The organism is Paraglaciecola mesophila KMM 241 (assembly GCF_000315015.1).
Taxonomy (GTDB): Bacteria; Pseudomonadota; Gammaproteobacteria; order Enterobacterales; family Alteromonadaceae; genus Paraglaciecola; species Paraglaciecola mesophila.
Genome location: NZ_BAEP01000089.1, coordinates 147,855 through 166,566 on the forward strand (window position 1 = coordinate 147,855; position 18,712 = coordinate 166,566).

Below are 18,712 nucleotides of genomic sequence, written 5' to 3' on the forward strand. Positions count from 1 at the left end.
TTAACCTACAGCCAGTAAGTCATGGCTGTTGCGCAAACTAGCGTCCGCCAGTGCAGTTAGCGGCGTATTCATTAACTCCGTTAGCGCTTTGGCAATAACGGGTAAATAGCAAGGTTCATTCTGTTTAACCCCAGTGATCTTGTCGCTACCCAGTTTCTTAGGTTTTAAATAAGGAGCGTCAGTTTCTAATATGAGGCGCTCTATTGGCAGATGCCTAACTGCTTCTCTTAAATCACCGCCACGTTTTTCATCGGTCACCCAACCCGTTATGCCAATATAACAACCTAGCTCAAGGTACGCCTGCATTTGCTCAGTATTGCCCGTAAAGCAATGCACTAGCGCGCCACTTAACTGCTTATGGTATTGGTGCAGTAATTTATACTGGGCGTCAAACGCATCACGCTCGTGTAAAAAAACCGGAAGGCCGGTTTCACAAGCTATAACCAGTTGTGCTTCAAATACCGCGAGTTGGATATCTCGCGGTGAGAAATCACGATTGAAATCAAGGCCGCATTCACCAATCGCTAACACTTGAGGGTGCTCAGCAAGAGTTGTGATCTGCCGTCGGTAATCGATAGCGGCGTGCTGTGCATAATGAGGGTGAATACCCGCGGTACTAAATACTTGCCCAGGGTGCGCATCAGCGAGCTCAGCAGCTTGTTGACTGATGCTCACATCGGTGCCCGTAAGCATTATTTGTGTGACGTTGGCGTTAGCTGCTCGCTCAAGCATAGGAGCCAAGGTAGTTACATCGCTAGGTACGTTTACGCCAACGTCAAACCATTGCATCTTACTTTGACCGCTTCACTCGAATACGCTTGTTGCTTGACTCTTTGCCTAAGAAGTAAGAACCCAGCGCCCCTTCTTCGACATAAACCTCCTGTCCCGGTTTTAGTCTCAGTGATGTGCTATTAGTTTGACGCCAAACCTGTCCTGTTTCTAAGGTGATGATCAGTTTGCCGTAGGGGTTTTTTTGCACTGATGTAATTACTGAGGTTATTTTTTCAATTTTTTCTTGCGGCTCTATCACCTTCGACAAACCAAAGCGCTTCACTTGATCGTCGCGGCTGGCATAGTCATCCGCTGGCGGGCGTTTCTCTGTGCTAACGCTGACTGGAGGAGTTGTTGGTGATTTAGTTGGAGTTGTGACAGGTGGTGTTGCAGCGTTACTGTTTGGTGTACTTACCTTGGTGACATGCAGGTCGTTCTTGATGTTTTCTTCTGCATATTTAACAGCAAGTTTGTCGTAGCAGGCAAGGCGTACAGCATTGTCAGTTTGAGCGCGACAAGCCTGTAACTGACTCACAATATCTTGCGCTTGAACCGTGGTGATACTGCTGAGCAGCAACCCAAGGCTAATAATAACATTCTTCATGATTGTTCCTGTTCCTTCTTTTCTTGTTCTTCTTTTTGCACTTCAGTCAGTTCGTCCCTGTACTCGTCATCGTCAGCGTGCTCTTTGCGCTTCACGTACATGCTGCCGACTAAAATGCCGACCTCAAACAATATCCACATGGGTATTGCCAGTAATGTTTGCGAGATAATGTCAGGCGGGGTCAGCAGCATACCTAAAGTAAACACACCGACAATGACGTAAGGGCGCTTTGCTCGCAATGAATCTGGGGTACTAACACCTGTCCAGCACATCAAGACGATTGCCACGGGGATTTCAAAAGATAGACCGAAGGCAAAAAAGATCTTCAACACAAAATCTAAATAACTGCTGATATCAGTGTTAATTGTCACGCCCTCAGGGGCGACACCGGTGAAGAAAGCAAAGGCAAGAGGGAACACCACATAATAGGCGAACGCCATACCCGAATAGAACAACAAGGTACTGGAAAACAACAGAGGCGCCACTAAACGTTTTTCATTACGGTACAAACCGGGGGCGATAAAGGCCCAAATTTGATACAGCACAACTGGGATAGCGATAAAAAATGACAGCACCAAGGTGAGTTTAAACGGTGCAAAAAAGGGTGATGCAACATCCGTGGCAATCATTTCTGCTTGATCTGGCAGGGTGTCAAGCAAAGGGGTCGCTAGCCAGTGGTATAGGTCTTGGGCGAAATAGACCAAGCACAAAAACACCACAAACACACTCAATACTGCTTTTAACACTCTGCCACGTAATTCAATTAGGTGGGCAATTAAGCTATTTGGATCTGACATCCGTGACTACTTTTTTTCGTATGGTTTTTGAACAGACTTCGCTGCATCTCGCAGTTCATCTACGGATTTTTGCAATTCAGGTGATAGATTCTCTAAACCTTGTTGCTCAGCTTTTTTCAGGTTTTCGTGTAATTCGTGAATTTTAAACTGCTGCTCCACTTCTTGCCGAAATCCCGTCGCCATGCTCTTAACACTGCGCACAGTGCGCATAGTCGAGCGAATTGCGCCAGGCAAACGCTCAGGGCCAAGGACCAGCAAGGCTACCACGCCAATAACGAGTAATTCGAGAAAGCCAATATCAAACATGGGTCATGCTCGCGTTATTCACTTTTAGCCTTAGTGTCTGATTCACTTTTGACATTCTGGTGCACAGTCTGGTCATTCGCTTTGCTGTTATCTTCGACTTTTTCATCGGCTTTAAAGTCTGCGTCCTTGTCATCATCTGATACGGCTTTCTTAAAACCTTTTACCGCAGAGCCTAAGTCTCCGCCCATATTACGAAGTTTTTTAGTGCCAAAAAGTAAAACGACGATCACTAAAATAATGATTAACTGCATTGGGCTAATACCGAACATAACAAACTCCTCTTAAATATTTGGACCCATTATACGTAGCAAATTAAAAAGGTCACTGGATTTGATTAAGCAAACATTTCAATGCACAGTAATAACTAACTATACAGGGAGTACGGCATTGAATTTTAAATACCTGATTTTGCTGATGTCGTTTGCTGCACTTCATTGCCAAAGTGCCCAAGATGAGCAAGGTGCAGCGCAAAAAGATGAACCAGAGCAGGCTTATCCCTGGCTTGATGATATGCATGAAAACATTGCGCAATCGGTGCAAGATACTGCGATTTGGTTTGATGATTTCTTTTTTCTCGATGGTGTCATGCATCAAGAAGTCGCTCAAGCAGAAGCGAGAATTCGTTTAGGCTGGGAACCACGAACTCGAGAGTTAAACCAATTTCAAAATCGTTTTCGGGTGCGAGTGCGTTTACCCAATTTAAAAAACCGCTTAGATATAGTTCTGTCAGATTATGACGATGAAGCTGCCTTGGGCAATGAGCGCTTAGGGCGCGACGATAGTTTCGGTGATTCAGATCGTCTTAATCTAGCGCTTCGCTGGCGCTCTCGCCCGAATAGCGGATTTTCACATCGCATTGGCGTTGGGCGTGGTCTGCAAACCTTTGTAAAGAGCCGTTACCGTAACCATTATTCACTGGCGACAGATACGCTATTGCGTATTGAAGGTTCGGTTTACTATTACAGTGATGATGGCTTTGGCAGCCATTTTTCATCCAAGTTTGACTACAGCGCCAATGTCGACACCTTGTATCGCTTTGACAATAATTTTTATTATCGGGATCGAACCAAAGACTGGTTATGGCGCCACAGCTGGCAAAGCTTGCATCAATTCAATCGAAAAACCGCCATCATTACTGGCTATTATATTGAAGGGTTAAGTAGGCCAAACTATCAGCTAAACGAACATTACGTGAGCATGCGCTGGCGACAAAATGCGTTAAGAGAATGGTTATTCTATGAAGTTGAGCCATTTGTCTTGTGGCGTAGGGACGAACATTTCTCGCCCTCTTATGGCTTGGCATTGCGAGTTGAAGGATTCTTTGGGCATTCATGAAGAAGGCGTTTGCTGAATACAAAAAAGGCACCAAAAGTGCCTTTCATCAAGTTTTATAGGGTCTAATCAGGCACTCTGCAGCGCCATGCAATTAACCAGCTTACTAAACCGAGCGCGGTGACACTCGCCGGTATCCACCAATGCTGAATATAAATAGGCATCAAGCTAGACACTACCAACAACGTTGCCCCAATAATGGTAAAGACTAATCTGCGCTGTTGTTGTTTCACCTGCCACTGCTGCTTTTCGAACTGCAACTTTTGTTGTTCAGGGTAGCGCTTGATTTGGCGCATAGAGTCATACAACAAATCAGGAATTTCTGGTAACTTTTCGGACCAAAACGGTAAATTCGCCGATACCTTGTTGTACATGGCTTTTACGCCAATTTGTTCACGCATCCAATTTTCTAAAAAGGGTTTGGCGGTTTGCCATAAATCTAGTTGCGGGTACAGCTGGCGACCTAAGCCTTCGATGTATAACAAAGTCTTTTGCAGCAACACCAATTGCGGCTGAATAATCATATTGAAGCGTCTAGCGGTATTGAATAACTGCAGTAGCACATTACTGAATTCAATTTCAGCCAGAGGCTTTTGGAAAATGGGCTCGCACACGCGGCGAATCGACGCTTCAAATTCATCAATACTGGTGGTGCTTGGCACCCAACCTGAATCAACGTGAAGTTCTGCTACTTTACGGTAATTACGATTAAAGAAAGCGATAAAATTCTCGGCTAAATAGCGTTTATCTTCGCTATTGAGCGTGCCAACAATACCGTAATCTATGGTGATATATTGTGGGTCGTCAGGGTTATCAAGGGCGACAAATATATTGCCTGGGTGCATGTCAGCATGGAAAAAGCTGTCTCTGAATACTTGGGTGAAAAACACTTCCACCCCGCGTTCTGCAAGCTTCTTCATGTTGGTACCACGGGCTTCTAACGTAGCAACATCAGAAATAGGAGTGCCGTAAATGCGCTCCATTACCATCACATTTGCATGGCAGTAATCACTGTAAATATGTGGCACGTACAACGCGGTAGAATCTTCAAAATTACGTTTAAATTGAATGCCATTGGCGGCTTCGTTGAGTAAGTCTAACTCGCCAACGATCGTTTTTTCGTATTCTGCGACGACTTCAACCGGGCGTAAGCGTTTTCCATCTGGCAGTAGTTTTTGTAATGCATTGGCAAAAGTGCGCATAAGCTCAATATCAGCATGGATCGCGGAGCCTATATTTGGGCGAATCACTTTAACGACGACTTCTTCGCTGTGACCAATCAGTTTAGCTGCATGCACCTGTGCAATGGATGCTGACGCTAAAGGTTTTGCTTCAAATTCACTAAAGACTTCGTTTAAGTCGCTGACACCAAGCGCATGACGAATAATTCGCTGAGCTACCGCGCTGTCAAAAGGCTCTACCTGGTCTTGCAGGATGGCTAATTCATTAGCAATGTCCTGGCTTAGCAAGTCTTTACGGGTAGACAACATTTGGCCAAATTTAATAAATACTGGCCCTAAAGACTGCAGCGCTAAACGAATACGGGCGCCGGGGGACTTATCTTTGTGCTTGTTACGCAACCAGAAAAAGCCGAAGCGCCCTAATTTAGCGTACCAAGGCAGCCATTTGTCGGGGATAAGTTCATCTAAGCCGTGTTGTAAAAAAACTTTATTGATTTGGTATAAACGAAGGATCCGCACGAGTTATTGGTCATCCTGTTGTGAGGCGATGAGGTGATCGATTCGCGCTTCAAGCCTATCGCTGGCGCTACGTAGGTGATTTACCTGATCACAAAAATCCGCAACTTCGATTTCGCTAACCGCGACGGCTTCAGGTTTGGTTAAATGTGCACTGAGCTGGTCAGCGAGTTTTTCCACTTCTTGTTGAGCCGTGTTGAATAACGCTTTTACGCTACTAAACGTTTGATGAGCAACCACGTCACCTGTGTATTTAGATAGCTGTTCTTCCCAGTCAATATCCAGCTCTTTCATAAGATTGCTAAATCCTTGGGCAACATCGATATCACCGTCTAAATCTAGCTTTCCTTGTTGAATCAGCTGGCTGATTTTACTGCTGTCACTTAATTCGCTAAGAGTGCTTAAACCAAGGGTGATATGGCAATCTGCTGCAGCATCAGCGGGTAGTTGCTGTTGATTTTGCTGCAATGCGCTGACATCAATTTGCTCAGAAAAAGTAAACAGCAAAGTCCAAGGCAACTCATTAATGGTGACCTGCAGTTGCTTGCCCGCTAACTTCTTCAAGCGAGGTTTACAATCAGGATCGAGCTGCAAAAGTTGGTTAAGGGTTAACTCAACGCCTGCGCTTATCAGCTGACCGACTAACATCTAAAATTTAAACCCGCGGTGTAGAGCCACTATACCGCCTGTTAAATTGTGATAGGTCACTTGCTCAAAACCGGCTTCTTGCATCATGTCTTTCAGCACATCTTGCTCTGGGTGCATGCGAATCGATTCCGCTAAGTATTTGTAGCTGTCACCGTCGTTGGCTACCAGCTCACCAATTTTAGGCAGTAAGTGGAATGAATAAGCATCATAAACCTTGTTCAAGACTTCGCTGGTCGGTTTTGAAAACTCCAACACCAACAACCGCCCGCCGGGTTTTAAAACGCGGTACATAGACGCCAAGGCCTTGTCTTTGTCGGTCACGTTGCGCAGCCCAAAGGCGATAGTAATGATATCGAAACTGTTATCAGGAAAGGGCAGGGCTTCGGCGTTAGCCTGTACGTATTTCACATTACTGACAATGCCTTTGTCGCGCAGCTTGTCGCGGCCTACCCGTAGCATGGCATCATTGATATCGGCTAACACCACTTCACCGGTGTCGCCTACAATGCGTGAAAACTTGGCTGTTAAGTCACCTGTGCCACCGGCTAAATCAAGTACTTTGTGGCCCGCTCTTGCACCGCTACAGTCGATGGTAAAGCGTTTCCATAAGCGGTGAATACCCATAGACATAACGTCGTTCATGATGTCGTATTTTGCGGCGACCGATTGAAAAACCTCCGCAACCATAGAGGCTTTGGCGTTCTTATCGACTTGTTGAAAACCGAAGTGGGTTTTTTCTGATGATTCTGGGGCTTGCTCGTGGCTGGTATCTGAAGCCACGTGATGCTCGCTAACGCTCATGTCAATTCCTTAATAAACTCTTGGCGCTAGTGTATCGAAATTCACAGTGCCAATCTAAAAAAATTACAGCGTTATACGTCTAAGTCGGCGCAAAAGATTATTCACCGACACATGCGCTATTCCCTAGCGTTAATACGCTAGCAGATCAGGCTGCTAAATTGTCTCCTACGCTGATAGCAATAAGTGTACTCAGGGCTTGCATAGAGCGGCCACTTTGCGCCTGTAACTGATTAAACGCGGCTTGGATCGCGCTTAAGCTACGCTTGGATGTCACCCCACCAGAAATAATATCCCGCTGGCTAAAGTAACTCGTGACATCGCGAGTCAGCAAAAAGGTATCTTTACCTAATGCACGCAGCGCATAGGGGCCTGTATTGCCACCTAAGCGAGCGCCATTTTTCTTCAAATAGGCCCACAGGCCAGTGATATCAGTTGCTGGCCAGTTAGCGACAAACTGCGCAAAACTGTCGTGATCTCGGCGCACAGAATCGATCATAATTGCGTTGTCGCGAATGGTTTGCACTTTTTTATAATTGCGGATGATGGCTGGATCTTGAGCGCGCTTTTCAAGCATTTCATCTGGCATAAGCAGTACTTTGTCGATATTAAATTCGAAAAACAAGCGTTCGAACTCAGGCCATTTGTTGCGTACCACTCGCCACACAAAACCTGATTGAAAGACCTTTTTGCTAAATTCAGCTAAGAACCGATCGTCACCCAACCGGGCGATGTCTTTATCGGCAAGAGGGTCACTAAGTAAACTTTCAACGGCGTCAGGGCCGCCTTTTCGTTCGCAGGCTCGTTGGTAAATGGCCTGATAATGTTCCAAATTGGCTAAAACGTTGTCGCTCACCCTGACTCCTAAAATTAAAAATCTACTTGTTTACCCTTCAATACCGCTGTGGCGCAGCAAGGCATCAACTTTCGGCTCACGGCCTCTAAACGCAACAAACAATTCCATGGGCTCTTTACTGCCGCCCTTTTCAAGAATGTTGCTCAAGAAATCTTGACCTACCTGTTGGTTAAATATGCCTTCTTCTTCAAATCGGCTAAATGCATCTGATGACAACACTTCAGCCCATTTGTAGCTGTAATAACCTGCTGCATAACCGCCAGCAAAAATATGCCCGAAACTATTCTGGAAGCGGTTAAACTCAGGTGGAATAACCACAGCTACTTTACTACGCACGTCATCTAGCAAGCCTTGAACTGAGGTTTTCTGCTCACTGTTATATTGCTCGTGTAAGCTGAAATCAAATAAGCTAAATTCCAATTGACGCACCATCTGCATAGCTGACTGGAAGTTTCGTGCCGCTAGCATTTTGTCCAATAAGTCTTGGGGAAGTGGCTCGCCGGTTTCGTAATGGCTTGAGATAAATGCCAATGCTTCAGGCTGCCAGCACCAGTTTTCTAAAAATTGGCTGGGTAACTCAACAGCATCCCATGCCACACCGTTGATGCCTGATACGCCAGCAACGTCGATTTGGGTCAACATGTGATGAATGCCGTGGCCAAACTCATGGAACAAGGTAATTACTTCATCGTGAGTAAATAACGCAGGTTTGTTGCCTACAGGGCCACTGAAGTTACACGTTAAGTAAGCCACTGGTAATTGCACTTCGCCATCAGGTTTGGCACGGCGCGTTTGGCACTCGTCCATCCAGGCGCCGCCACGTTTGTGTTCGCGAGCGTACAGGTCTAAATAGAAGCTGCCGCGTAAATCACCTTTTGCGTCCTTAATATCAAAGAAGCGCACATCTTTGTGCCAAGTGTCTACACCATCACGTTCGCTAATTTGTAAGCCATATAAACGTGATACCACTTCAAATAAGCCATCCACTGCTTTATGGGCAGGGAAATACGGTCGCAGGGCTTCATCTGAAATGGCGTATTTCTGCTCTTTGAGTTTTTCGCTGTAATAAGCCAAATCCCACGCTTGAAGCTCAGGCTTGTTATATTGGGTTTTAGCAAATTCTGCCAGCTCGGTTAAGTCCTGTTGGGCTTGCGGTTTAGAGCGCTGTGCTAAGTCTTGCAAAAAGCCTTTTACCTGACTGGTAGATTCTGCCATTTTCGTGGCTAAAGAGCGTTCTGCGTAATTGGCGAAGTCTAATAAGTTGGCGAGCTCTTGGCGCAGTGCCATGGTTTCATCGATGAGTGGGCCGTTGTCCCATTGACCTGCATTTGGCCCTTGGTCAGACGCACGGGTAGTAAATGCGCGGTACATTTCTTCGCGCAAAAGGTGGTTATCTGCATGCATCATCACAGGTAAATAGCTAGGGATATCAAGGGTGAACAACCAGCCATCCAACTCTTTACTTTCAGCAAGTTGTTTAGCGGCGGCCAAGGCCGACTCAGGTAAACCGGCTAACTCAGTTTCATCGGTGATATGTTTTTGCCAGCCTAAGGTAGCGTCCATCACGTTGTTGCTAAACGTTGAGGATAAATCTGACAAGCGGCTCTTTATCTCGCCGTAACGCTGTTTTTTGTCGTCATCTAAGCCTACGCCTGATAACTCGAAATCACGCACTGTGTTTTCAATGACTTTACGTTTTGCCTCATCCAATTCAGCGAACTCTGCACTATTTTGAATGTGCAGGTAGGCTTGATATAAGCCCTTATGCTGACCAACCCAGGTGCCATATTCAGATAACAAGGGTAAGCAAGCGTCGTGCGCTTCACGTAGTTCGTCATTGCTAACCACTGAATTCATGTGTGAAACCGGTGACCACATGCGACCAAGTTCATCGTCTTTGTCTTCTAATTTAGCGGCGAAGTTGTCCCAAGTGTAAGTTGGCTGGGCAAGCAAGGTTTCTATGGTTTGTTTAGCATCTTCAATCGCTTGCTCAACAGCAGGCTGAATTTGCTCAGGGCTAATTTCTGAAAAACGTGGTAATCCAGACAAATCTTGCAACGGGCTTAGGGCCATAATGAACTCTCAAGTAGAGGGAATAATGACTAGTAAGTAAGGCAGTTAATACCCGAATTCAAGTGTTTGAATGGATCTAGACTAAAATCAATGCGTTTATAGGCTCTTGAGTGAAAGCAGAATTGTTGCAAGTTATTCTCTGTTTGATAGGTCTATAATGCTCAAGTTTATTATTTTCGATTAACCCGATTAAAAAATTCATTTGTCTTTAATCAGACGAACCTTATATCGTGTAGTTACAGCTAGTTAATTTAGGATGAGTAAAAATGGCAGATTTTGATTATATATGTATTGGTGGCGGCAGTGGCGGTATTGCTTCAGCAAACCGAGCATCTAAGCACGGCAAAAAAGTAGCGTTAATTGAAGCACGCCATATTGGTGGCACGTGTGTTAACGTAGGCTGTGTGCCTAAAAAAGCCATGTGGTTTGGTGCTCAGGTCGCTGAAGCCATTAATCATTATGCCGCCGATTACGGTTTCGACGTGACGGTGAATAAATTCGACTGGAAAAAACTAGTAGACAGTCGCGAAGCATATATCAAACGTATCCATGCCTCTTACGATCGTGTGTTGGGTAATAACGACATCACGGTGATCAATGGTTTTGCTCGTTTCGTGGATAAAAATACCGTTGAAGTCGACGGTAAGCAATATACTGCTGACCATATTCTTATTGCCACTGGTGGTCGTCCTGTTACGCCAAGCATTCCAGGGGCCGAGTTAGGTATCGATTCTGACGGTTTCTTTGAATTAACTGAACAACCTAAGCGCGTTGTTGTAGTGGGTGCGGGTTATATCGCCGTTGAGCTAGCTGGTGTATTACATTCTCTAGGTAGTGAAACCCACCTAGTGGTGCGTAAGCATGCCCCACTTCGTTCATTCGATACGATGCTGAGCGAAACACTGGTTGAGATAATGGCCCAAGACGGCCCAACTTTACATACTCATCGCATACCAGAGAAACTTGAAAAGAACGAAGATGGTAGTTTAACGCTAACTTTCGAGTGTGGTGAAAAAATCGAAGCGGATTGCGTCATTTGGGCTATTGGCCGTGCACCAGCAAACGACAACATGAGGTTAGACAAAGCGGGTGTGACGGTGAATCAACGTGGTTATATTGCCGTTGATAAATACCAGAACACCAATGTTGATGGCATTTACGCGGTGGGCGATAACATAGGTAAAGTCGAGTTGACGCCAGTGGCCGTTAAAGCGGGTCGATTACTTTCGGAGCGTTTGTTTAACGGACAGAAAGACGCACACATGGATTACACCTTGATCCCAACCGTTGTGTTCAGTCACCCAGCTATCGGTACTATGGGCTTAACTGAGCTTGAAGCTGAAGCCGAATTTGGCAAAGATAATGTCAAAGTTTATAACTCAAGCTTTGCGGCTATGTACACGGCGGTGACCAGCCACAGACAAATGACGCGCATGAAGCTGATTTGCGTGGGGGAAGAGCAAAAAGTCGTTGGCTTACATGGTATTGGCTACGGTATGGATGAAATTCTGCAAGGCTTTGGTGTGGCGATGAAAATGGGCGCAACCAAAGCGGACTTTGACGCTTGTGTGGCCATTCATCCTACTAGCGCTGAAGAGTTCGTTACTCTTAACTAGTCACGGTGTTATCCGCTTGAGGTGTAGTTAAACACTTTTAAAAGGATAAACGAAGATACTACCTCAACGCCCCTGTTATTTTTGCTAACAGGGGCGTTTTTTATGAGCCCAATTTGTAGACTGTAAAGCAGCTTGAGTCGCTCTTATAAACGCGTGTTGAGCTAGTTTCATGGGGGTGAAATCTACGATTTATCAGTGGGCTTTCAGACAAAAAAATCATCTTAAAAATATTTTCAAATTGCACAAAAATTCTACTGTACACGGATTGAATTCGGCCTTACATTAGCGCCGATTTTCTCTTACTGGCCATGGGCCTACCGGATACACTGTGAAATTTAGTAATAATCGCATTTCAGCCATTTACTTAGGTAATGAAGAGTCGATTTTAAGTTCTGAACAAGATTGGTTAAATGCAGAGCGCGGAGCGCGTTATCGTGACGCGGTGCATATTGCTTTACCTGGCGGTGAAGTATGGTTATTTGACTACGGTATTGCAGTATTTTGGGGTGTGGATGAAGACGAACGTTTAGCGTTATTGCATCGATTAAGTTTGGCTGAAGGTTTATTAACTGCCGCGAGCCAAGAGCATTTTCGCTTTGTGTTAAATGCACCTGAATCTCGTATCAGTCAGGATACCGTGAGTTTGGCCCAAGATGATCATTTGTCGCGTTTGGCGGTGAGCCATGCGTTAGCTCAATCGTTAAAGCTAAATGAATATGAAAGTCAGGCACAACAAACAATCCAAGACCACGCGCATATTCCGCAAACATTGGCTGAAACCGGTAAAATTAAATTATCGAGACGTAATATAGCGAAGATCCGCGGTAAGTTGTTCAGTACTAAAAGTGATATTATTTTGCATTATGGTTTGCTTGATACCCCTGAATTTTTCTGGGAATACCCAGAGTATGAAAGCACCTACAATTTGGCCGCACGCTATTTAGAAATTCATCAACGGGTGGAGTTGCTGTCTAAAAAGTTAGCCACCATACATGAATTATTCGACATGCTTGCGGGTGAGCAGAATCACCAACATTCATCGTTCTTAGAATGGATCATTATCATTCTAATTGCAGTGGAAATTGTGATGTTTGGCGCAAAGGAATTGCAGATACTCTTAGGCTTATGAGCCAAAAAAGTGAATTATATTAATGATGTAAGCCCGCTAAAGAGCGGGCTTTTTTATTAATTATTAACCAAGCAGGTTAACTGTCAGATTTGAAACTTTTTTCTACGAGCTAGGTTTACGGTTCATCATTAAGCAACAACTCTTGGGCTCTGTGCTGATAAAACTCAGGGTTTAAGCCGATAAGCTGCGGGATCGTTGCCGATACAGCAATAGACGACAACGTACCAAATACCACGCCAGCGAACAGCCCAATAGCGAAGCCTTGTAGTGGCTGACCGCCGAATATCCAGATGGCGCCAATGGTAGCGAGTGTAGTACCAGAGGTGATTAGCGAGCGCGTTAGAGTCGATTTTACCGCTGTATCGACTATGTCACTCATGCTCATGTTGGTTTTCGCGCGCATCACTTCACGTAACTTGTCACCGATAACAATAGAGTCATTCAGCGAGTAACCAATGATGGCCAGCACGGCTGCCAATACTGTCAAATCAAACGGTAAACCCAGCCAGGCGAATAGCCCTAAAACCACCAGTACGTCATGCACTAATGCCATGAGCGAGCCACAGGCTAAGCGCCATTCGAAGCGCCATGTCAGATATATCATCATGGCAATTGCAGCGACTATCAAAGCCAATCCGCCATTATCAATCAGCTCAGAGCCTACTTGAGAGCCAATATAAACCGAGTCTTGTGGGCTGATGTCATAGCCTGATTGCGCGGCGAAGTTGTTAAGCCAATCTTTGTCGATGACATGGTCGGCACCATCAGCTTGGCGAATCGTCCATTGGGTGTTTGCCCCACTACTATTTAACTCAAAATCGCCAGTTAGATGCGTGGCAAGCTGGTCCTGCATTTGCTCTTTATCAATACTTTGCGAAGTAGTGAACTCAGTCATGTAGCCACCAGTGAAATCTAACCCGAGGTTCAGCCCTTTAAAGCCTAGGCCAATAGCCGAAAGCAGCATTAATGAGATGGCGAGGTAAAAACCCGCCAAACGTAGCTTACTGAACATGGCCATTGGTGAATGGACTCCCGTAGATTGGCTGATTGTGTTTGTCGCTTCTTGCATACTCGTTTCATTTTTCAATGTGTTTGCGCTCATGATCTTAGCTCCTTGTGTTTGACGGCTATTTGCGGTTTGACCAATGAAGTCAAGACATGGGCGACGAATACGCCGGTAAACATACTGGTTAAAATGCCCAAACTTAAGGTCATCGCAAACCCTTTGACCGGGCCATAACCGATACTTAACAATATGAGAGCGGTGATCATGGTCGTGACGTTGGCGTCCAAAATGGTGGCAAAAGCTTCTTTATAGCCCGTTTCAATTGCCAAAAAGTTACTTCTTCCGCGTTTTCGCTCTTCTTTTATGCGCTCGAAGATCAGCACGTTGGTATCGACCGCCATGCCCACAGTGAGCACCAAACCAGCGATGCCGGGTAGGGTCAGTACAACATTGGGCAATAGCGCCATTAAGCCTAATAAACACACTAAGTTAAGCACCAAGCTGGTATTGGCGATAAGCCCTAATTTGCGGTACCACAAACCCATAAAGACCAACGTGATACCTAAGCCAATGGCGAGCGCCATGATGCCATTGCCAACGTTTTCCTGACCTAATGACGCTTGAATAGTGCGTTGCTGCACTATGGTGATTGGTGCATCTAATGAGCCTGCTCGCAATAATAAAGCGAGATCAGAAGCCGCTTGAGGGCTGTCTAAATTGGTGATGCTAAAGCGGTTGCCTAACTGACTTTGAATGGTTGCTACACTAATAACCTTGCTGCTTTTGACCATCTCATCCGCACTGTTTTTATGGTATTCAGAGAATATTGTGACCATAGGATTGCCAATATTGTCTTTAGAGAAGTCAGACATCTTCTTACCACCGATGCCGTCAAGCGCTAGGTTTACTAGTGCAATGCCCATATCATCGCGCCCTGAGGTCGCATTTTCGATATTGGAGCCAGTAAAAATGGGCTTAGGTGCCAAGCGTAAACGCCGACCATTTTCATCAGTAAAGGTTTTGGCTCCCACTGTGCCGCTTTGGGCCATTTCATAGAAATCCAGCGATGCGGTGGCACCGATAATCCGCTTAGCTTGCTCAGGATCTTTCACCCCGGGTAACTCAATACGTATTCTGTTCTGCCCTTGGCGCTGGGTAACCGCTTCTGTTATGCCAAGCTCTTCAATACGCCCGCGCAGGGTGGTTAGTGCTTGGGCCATAATTTCATGATGAAAGGTAGTGACACTTTGATCTGAAAATACTAGCGTGCCATCCCGATCGTCGCTTGCGGTATAGGTTATTCCGGGCAGGCGCTGTTGTAACTCATTTACTACCGTTTTGACTTGGCTTGCTTGGTGAGTAAGAAAGTGAAGGTTAATCTTCTCTTGTGAGTCGGCTAGCTTCACGCTCATACCGCGCAGACCATTATCGTGAATAAGCTGCAGCGCTTCGTCTTTTGCATTGCCTAAACGTTCTTGGTCGGCCTTATTAGTATCAACCTCAAGCACAAATAACACGCCGCCGCTTAAATCTAAGCCAAGCTTTATGGGTGACATTCCCATACCTTGTAACCATTTTGGTGCGGCTGACTGGCTGCCTAAACGCACTTGAAAGTCGTCGCCTAAGGTCGTTTTAAGTTGGGTTTGCGCTGCGAGTAAGGCATCGTCATCTCCGTCAATGACGATTTTACTACTCGATTCGCTATTGATGATTTGCTCTACGTTGATGTTCTGCTGTTGGACTACATTGCGTAACGTTTGCGTATTGGGCAATGACTGTGTTGGGTTAACTGCGCTGACGAGTAAGGCGTTGTGGTTGCCATAAAACGTCGGAATGGCATTTAAGCCTAAAATGATAACCGTGACGATTATCACTAAAATTTGCCAAGTGTACTTGGGCTTTGCGGTTGTTTTTCGCATGTTCGTTCTCTTAAATAACCTAACTGATTTGGCTGTGTGATGTTGCAGCGCAAGCCCGCTAGGAGGCGTTAGCGTTTTGACACGCGAACGCAAAAAAATCTATTGCTTAAGCGCTCATTGGCGCTTAAACAGCATAAGAAAGTGATGCCCGTAAGAGGGCGAGAGAACGATTTAACTAAGGTAGGTAATGGCGGCAGTATACTGAGAGTTACCGTCTTTCCAGCCTGCAAGGCGACTGTGGCTATTTGACACATCAGCGCGTAAATACCAAGGAACGGAAATGTGTGTGGTTAATGGCGCTAAAAAGTGTTTTAGGCCTAAAATTTCAGGTAAAAATTCATATACCAATACAAAGCTTGGTTCGTTTTGAAACACGGATCCAAACGCGCTCGCAGCTTGACGCTCAAAAGGCGGTAAGCTGACATTGTGATTAAATCTAACTTGAAATGTCGGTTTTTTGCTCCCTGACAAACGATCTTCATCGGTATTGTCAGGCAGTTGGGGGGATTTTGACCGTTTGGATAACGATATGTCAGCTAATAGTGCCTGACCTAAGGTTGAGCTGTGCTGTAGCACACTATCGTTTACGACAGTGTCACTTTCAGAAATTGCTTGTGAATATGCACCATCACTCACTAAATTTAGCGGAGCACTGATATTTTCTGTGGCGCAGGCAGGGCTTGTTATTGCTGCAAACAGAGCAATAGCAATACTGAATATAAACGCGCGCCAAACCAACATAAAATCAAACATTCTCCATAAACAGAAGTCGCGCCATGATAAAGGTGAGTAGAATAAAGACAAGTAATAAAGTGTGACAAAATACGTTGATATGCGGTGAACTTGCGCAAGCAATAGAAAAGGAGCCGAGGCTCCTTTTTTTATCTAATAGTTAGCTTATTTAGCCACTAGTCATTAAGACGTCTCATCGAACGCAGTTTAGCTTAGGGCTACTTAATAAATAGCATCTCTTGATACTTAGGTAGCGGCCATAAGTCATCAGCTACCATGCCTTCAAGTGTATCTGCGTGTTCACGTACTTTTAGCAACAATGGGCACAAAGTTTTCGCGCTAAACGACATGTGTTCTTCCGTGCTCGCAAAGTTATGTTCTGCTAGTGCTACTTTCAGCTCTTTTACCGCACTCATCATGCCATTGGCCTGTTCTACCGCTTCGTTTAAGTCGGTGTTCTCTAAACTTAAACTTAGACCTGATAAGGTTTGACTTACATCAGCTAAGTGGGTTAGATGCTGAGTCACCGCAGGGTATATTTGCGTGGTGGCCATATCAATAACCAGTTTGGCCTCTACCTCAAGAGATAAAATATATTGCTCAGCGTACACTTCAAAGCGGCTAAATAGTTCGTCTTTTGACAACACGCCTGTGTTAACAAATAAATCGATCACTTCTGGCGCTTTAAATTCAGGTAGAGCATCGGCACTGGTGGGTAGGTTTTTGAGGCAGCGAACTTCTACCGCTTCTTTATGCCATTCTTCGCTGTAGCCGTCGCCACCAAAAACTACATTACCGTGCATTTCCATTAACTCTTTTAGCACCACAATAACCGCAGCAGTTTTATCTGTTCCGTTGGCGAGTGCAGCCTCAAGCCTTTCAGCTATCCAATCTAACGAGTCGGCAAGCATGGTATTCATAGCGACCAGTGGCCCAGAAACCGACTGAGACGAGCCTACCGCGCGGAATTCAAAGCGGTTTCCGGTAAAGGCGAAAGGAGAGGTACGGTTACGGTCCCCTGGGTCACGCTCAAACTTTAATATTTGCGACAAGCCTAGGTCCATCAAACCACCTTTGGCTTTCTCAAGTAATTTACCGGCTTTGATGTCGTTGAAAACGCTTTCTAATTGGTCGCCTAAATACACCGAAAGTATGGCTGGTGGTGCTTCATTTGCACCTAAGCGATGGTCATTTGATGCCGAAGCAATAACCGCACGCAATAAACCGCCGTGTTTGTGCACACCGCGAATAACTGCGCCACAGAACAGCAAGAAGTTTAGGTTATCGTGTGGTGTACTGCCTGGGTCTAGCAAGTTGCCTTGGGTGGCGTTGCCGACTGACCAGTTCACGTGTTTACCAGAGCCATTGACGCCAGCGAAAGGCTTTTCATGTAGCAGGCACAAGAAACCGTGCTCTTTAGCCGTGCTTTTCATCAATGTCATCATTAATTGTTGATGATCAGCCGCCACGTTTGAGGATTCAAAGTAAGGGGCTATTTCAAATTGCCCTGGCGCCACTTCGTTATGGTGGGTTTTAGCCGGTATACCTAAGCGATAAAGTTTGTCTTCAAAGGCTTGCATGAAGACCTGAACACGGGCTGGAATAGCACCGAAATAATGATCATCAAACTGCTGGCCTTTAGCAGGAGCTGCACCAAATAAACTGCGCCCTGCAAGTAACAAATCTGGACGCAAGTGGGCGAAATGCTCATCCACAAGAAAGTATTCTTGCTCTGCACCACAGCTAGCGTTTAACGGTGCAATCGTTTCCTCGCCCATAAGGCTAAGTACTTTGCGGGCAGCTTTATCCATGGCGGCATTTGAGCGCAACAATGGGATCTTTTTATCCAGTGCTTCGCCAGTCCAAGAAATAAATACGCTAGGGATCATCAGCGTCGCGCCGTTAGCAGTATGCATAATGTAGGCAGGGCTCGTAGGATCCCATGCAGTATAGCCACGTGCCGCGTTAGTCATGCGCAAACTACCATTAGGGAAAGATGAACCGTCAGGCTCTCCCTTAATCAACAAGCTACCCGTAAACTCAGTTATGGCAGCGCCTTCAGGATTAGTAATGATGAATCCATCATGCTTTTCGGCTGTGATGTTAGTCATAGGGTAGAAGACATGTGAAAAGAACTTTGCCCCTTTGCTGATAGCCCATACTTTCATCGCTGAGGCGACCACATCCGCGGTAGCTGGATCGAGTGGCGCACCAGTCGTGACGGTATTTTTAATCGCTTTGAATGCGTTTTTTGACAGGGCTTCTTCCATTTTTGCCAGGCCAAATACATCTGTCGCCCAAATATCGGTAAGAGGTTTGGTTTTGCCGCACTCTTTTGGTGCTCTGTTAGTGATTTGCGTAATAGCGTTAAGACGTGAAGCATGACCCGACATAAGTGTTCCTTGTTGATAAATAATGGATTGTGAGC

Annotated in this window: 17 protein-coding genes; 3 read left to right on the top strand and 14 right to left on the bottom strand. The window is 45.5% G+C overall.

The window, feature by feature from the left end:
• From GMES_RS21830 to tatA, 5 genes are read right to left on the bottom strand one after another with little or no spacing between them, the layout of a single operon-like run.
• On the bottom strand, nucleotides 1-789 hold the full coding sequence (locus GMES_RS21830) for a TatD family hydrolase (RefSeq protein WP_006995010.1): 789 nt from the start codon (nucleotides 787-789) through the stop codon (nucleotides 1-3).
• A 1-nt stretch (nucleotide 790) separates the two neighbouring features.
• On the bottom strand, nucleotides 791-1,375 hold the full coding sequence (locus tag GMES_RS21835) for a hypothetical protein (protein ID WP_006995011.1): 585 nt from the start codon (nucleotides 1,373-1,375) through the stop codon (nucleotides 791-793).
• Nucleotides 1,372-2,172 (bottom strand): twin-arginine translocase subunit TatC, encoded by an 801-nt coding sequence (gene tatC / locus GMES_RS21840; protein ID WP_006995012.1) that lies wholly within the window; start codon nucleotides 2,170-2,172, stop codon nucleotides 1,372-1,374. Before tatC ends, GMES_RS21835 begins: the two co-directional genes overlap by 4 nt.
• Nucleotides 2,173-2,178: 6 nt before the next feature.
• Nucleotides 2,179-2,478, bottom strand: coding sequence for a Sec-independent protein translocase protein TatB (gene tatB, locus GMES_RS21845; RefSeq protein ID WP_006995013.1), 300 nt, complete (start codon nucleotides 2,476-2,478; stop codon nucleotides 2,179-2,181).
• Nucleotides 2,479-2,492: 14 nt separating this feature from the next.
• The gene (gene tatA / locus GMES_RS21850; protein ID WP_006995014.1) at nucleotides 2,493-2,747 is read right to left on the bottom strand and encodes a twin-arginine translocase TatA/TatE family subunit; all 255 of its coding nucleotides are present in this window, start codon (nucleotides 2,745-2,747) and stop codon (nucleotides 2,493-2,495) included.
• A 145-nt stretch (nucleotides 2,748-2,892) separates the two neighbouring features.
• On the opposite strand from tatA, the gene GMES_RS21855 reads away from it, so the two are divergent.
• Nucleotides 2,893-3,813 (top strand): hypothetical protein, encoded by a 921-nt coding sequence (locus GMES_RS21855; RefSeq protein ID WP_081974737.1) that lies wholly within the window; start codon nucleotides 2,893-2,895, stop codon nucleotides 3,811-3,813.
• Between the two features lie 62 nt (nucleotides 3,814-3,875).
• Here GMES_RS21855 and ubiB read toward each other — a convergent pair whose 3' ends face one another.
• The 5 genes from ubiB to prlC all read right to left on the bottom strand — a co-directional run bounded on the left by ubiB (nucleotide 3,876) and on the right by prlC (nucleotide 9,882).
• Nucleotides 3,876-5,510, bottom strand: coding sequence for a ubiquinone biosynthesis regulatory protein kinase UbiB (gene ubiB, locus GMES_RS21860; RefSeq protein WP_006995016.1), 1,635 nt, complete (start codon nucleotides 5,508-5,510; stop codon nucleotides 3,876-3,878).
• A 3-nt stretch (nucleotides 5,511-5,513) separates the two neighbouring features.
• Nucleotides 5,514-6,155 (bottom strand): ubiquinone biosynthesis accessory factor UbiJ, encoded by a 642-nt coding sequence (locus GMES_RS21865; protein ID WP_006995017.1) that lies wholly within the window; start codon nucleotides 6,153-6,155, stop codon nucleotides 5,514-5,516.
• Nucleotides 6,156-6,956, bottom strand: coding sequence for a bifunctional demethylmenaquinone methyltransferase/2-methoxy-6-polyprenyl-1,4-benzoquinol methylase UbiE (gene ubiE, locus GMES_RS21870; RefSeq protein ID WP_006995018.1), 801 nt, complete (start codon nucleotides 6,954-6,956; stop codon nucleotides 6,156-6,158). It abuts the gene before it with no gap.
• Between the two features lie 145 nt (nucleotides 6,957-7,101).
• Nucleotides 7,102-7,809, bottom strand: coding sequence for a DNA-3-methyladenine glycosylase I (locus tag GMES_RS21875; protein ID WP_006995019.1), 708 nt, complete (start codon nucleotides 7,807-7,809; stop codon nucleotides 7,102-7,104).
• Nucleotides 7,810-7,839: 30 nt separating this feature from the next.
• Nucleotides 7,840-9,882, bottom strand: a complete 2,043-nt coding sequence (prlC, locus tag GMES_RS21880; protein ID WP_006995020.1) for an oligopeptidase A — start codon at nucleotides 9,880-9,882, stop codon at nucleotides 7,840-7,842.
• Nucleotides 9,883-10,148: 266 nt separating this feature from the next.
• On the opposite strand from prlC, the gene gorA reads away from it, so the two are divergent.
• Together gorA and GMES_RS21890 are read left to right on the top strand one after the other, a co-directional pair.
• Nucleotides 10,149-11,498, top strand: coding sequence for a glutathione-disulfide reductase (gorA, locus tag GMES_RS21885; RefSeq protein WP_006995021.1), 1,350 nt, complete (start codon nucleotides 10,149-10,151; stop codon nucleotides 11,496-11,498).
• Between the two features lie 328 nt (nucleotides 11,499-11,826).
• Nucleotides 11,827-12,627 carry an RMD1 family protein gene (locus tag GMES_RS21890; protein WP_006995022.1) on the top strand — a complete coding sequence of 267 codons (801 nt, stop codon included), beginning with the start codon at nucleotides 11,827-11,829 and terminating at the stop codon, nucleotides 12,625-12,627.
• Between the two features lie 115 nt (nucleotides 12,628-12,742).
• On the opposite strand, the gene secF is transcribed toward GMES_RS21890, so the two are convergent.
• From secF to GMES_RS21910, 4 genes are all read right to left on the bottom strand, one after another.
• Entirely contained in the window at nucleotides 12,743-13,729 is a 987-nt protein-coding gene (secF, locus tag GMES_RS21895; RefSeq protein WP_006995023.1) for a protein translocase subunit SecF, read from the bottom strand.
• Nucleotides 13,726-15,552 (bottom strand): protein translocase subunit SecD, encoded by a 1,827-nt coding sequence (secD, locus tag GMES_RS21900; RefSeq protein WP_006995024.1) that lies wholly within the window; start codon nucleotides 15,550-15,552, stop codon nucleotides 13,726-13,728. Before secD ends, secF begins: the two co-directional genes overlap by 4 nt.
• 171 nt (nucleotides 15,553-15,723) lie before the next feature.
• Nucleotides 15,724-16,305: a hypothetical protein gene (locus GMES_RS21905; RefSeq protein ID WP_006995025.1), complete on the bottom strand. Its 582-nt coding sequence runs from the start codon at nucleotides 16,303-16,305 to the stop codon at nucleotides 15,724-15,726.
• A 197-nt stretch (nucleotides 16,306-16,502) separates the two neighbouring features.
• The gene (locus GMES_RS21910; protein WP_006995026.1) at nucleotides 16,503-18,677 is read right to left on the bottom strand and encodes a glutamine synthetase III family protein; all 2,175 of its coding nucleotides are present in this window, start codon (nucleotides 18,675-18,677) and stop codon (nucleotides 16,503-16,505) included.
• Between the last annotated feature and the right edge of the window lie 35 nt (nucleotides 18,678-18,712).

Bases quoted from the DNA above. Each gene is read 5' to 3' on its own strand.
- secD (WP_006995024.1), bottom strand. From the start codon at position 15,552: ATGCGAAAAACAACCGCAAAGCCCAAGTACACTTGGCAAATTTTAGTG.
- GMES_RS21855 (WP_081974737.1), top strand. From the start codon at position 2,893: ATGTCGTTTGCTGCACTTCATTGCCAAAGTGCCCAAGATGAGCAAGGT.
- GMES_RS21905 (WP_006995025.1), bottom strand. From the start codon at position 16,305: ATGTTTGATTTTATGTTGGTTTGGCGCGCGTTTATATTCAGTATTGCT.
- tatB (WP_006995013.1), bottom strand. From the start codon at position 2,478: ATGTTTGATATTGGCTTTCTCGAATTACTCGTTATTGGCGTGGTAGCC.
- tatA (WP_006995014.1), bottom strand. From the start codon at position 2,747: ATGTTCGGTATTAGCCCAATGCAGTTAATCATTATTTTAGTGATCGTC.
- GMES_RS21835 (WP_006995011.1), bottom strand. From the start codon at position 1,375: ATGAAGAATGTTATTATTAGCCTTGGGTTGCTGCTCAGCAGTATCACC.
- gorA (WP_006995021.1), top strand. From the start codon at position 10,149: ATGGCAGATTTTGATTATATATGTATTGGTGGCGGCAGTGGCGGTATT.
- prlC (WP_006995020.1), bottom strand. From the start codon at position 9,882: ATGGCCCTAAGCCCGTTGCAAGATTTGTCTGGATTACCACGTTTTTCA.
- GMES_RS21830 (WP_006995010.1), bottom strand. From the start codon at position 789: ATGCAATGGTTTGACGTTGGCGTAAACGTACCTAGCGATGTAACTACC.
- GMES_RS21865 (WP_006995017.1), bottom strand. From the start codon at position 6,155: ATGTTAGTCGGTCAGCTGATAAGCGCAGGCGTTGAGTTAACCCTTAAC.
- tatC (WP_006995012.1), bottom strand. From the start codon at position 2,172: ATGTCAGATCCAAATAGCTTAATTGCCCACCTAATTGAATTACGTGGC.
- ubiE (WP_006995018.1), bottom strand. From the start codon at position 6,956: ATGAGCGTTAGCGAGCATCACGTGGCTTCAGATACCAGCCACGAGCAA.
- GMES_RS21910 (WP_006995026.1), bottom strand. From the start codon at position 18,677: ATGTCGGGTCATGCTTCACGTCTTAACGCTATTACGCAAATCACTAAC.
- secF (WP_006995023.1), bottom strand. From the start codon at position 13,729: ATGAGCGCAAACACATTGAAAAATGAAACGAGTATGCAAGAAGCGACA.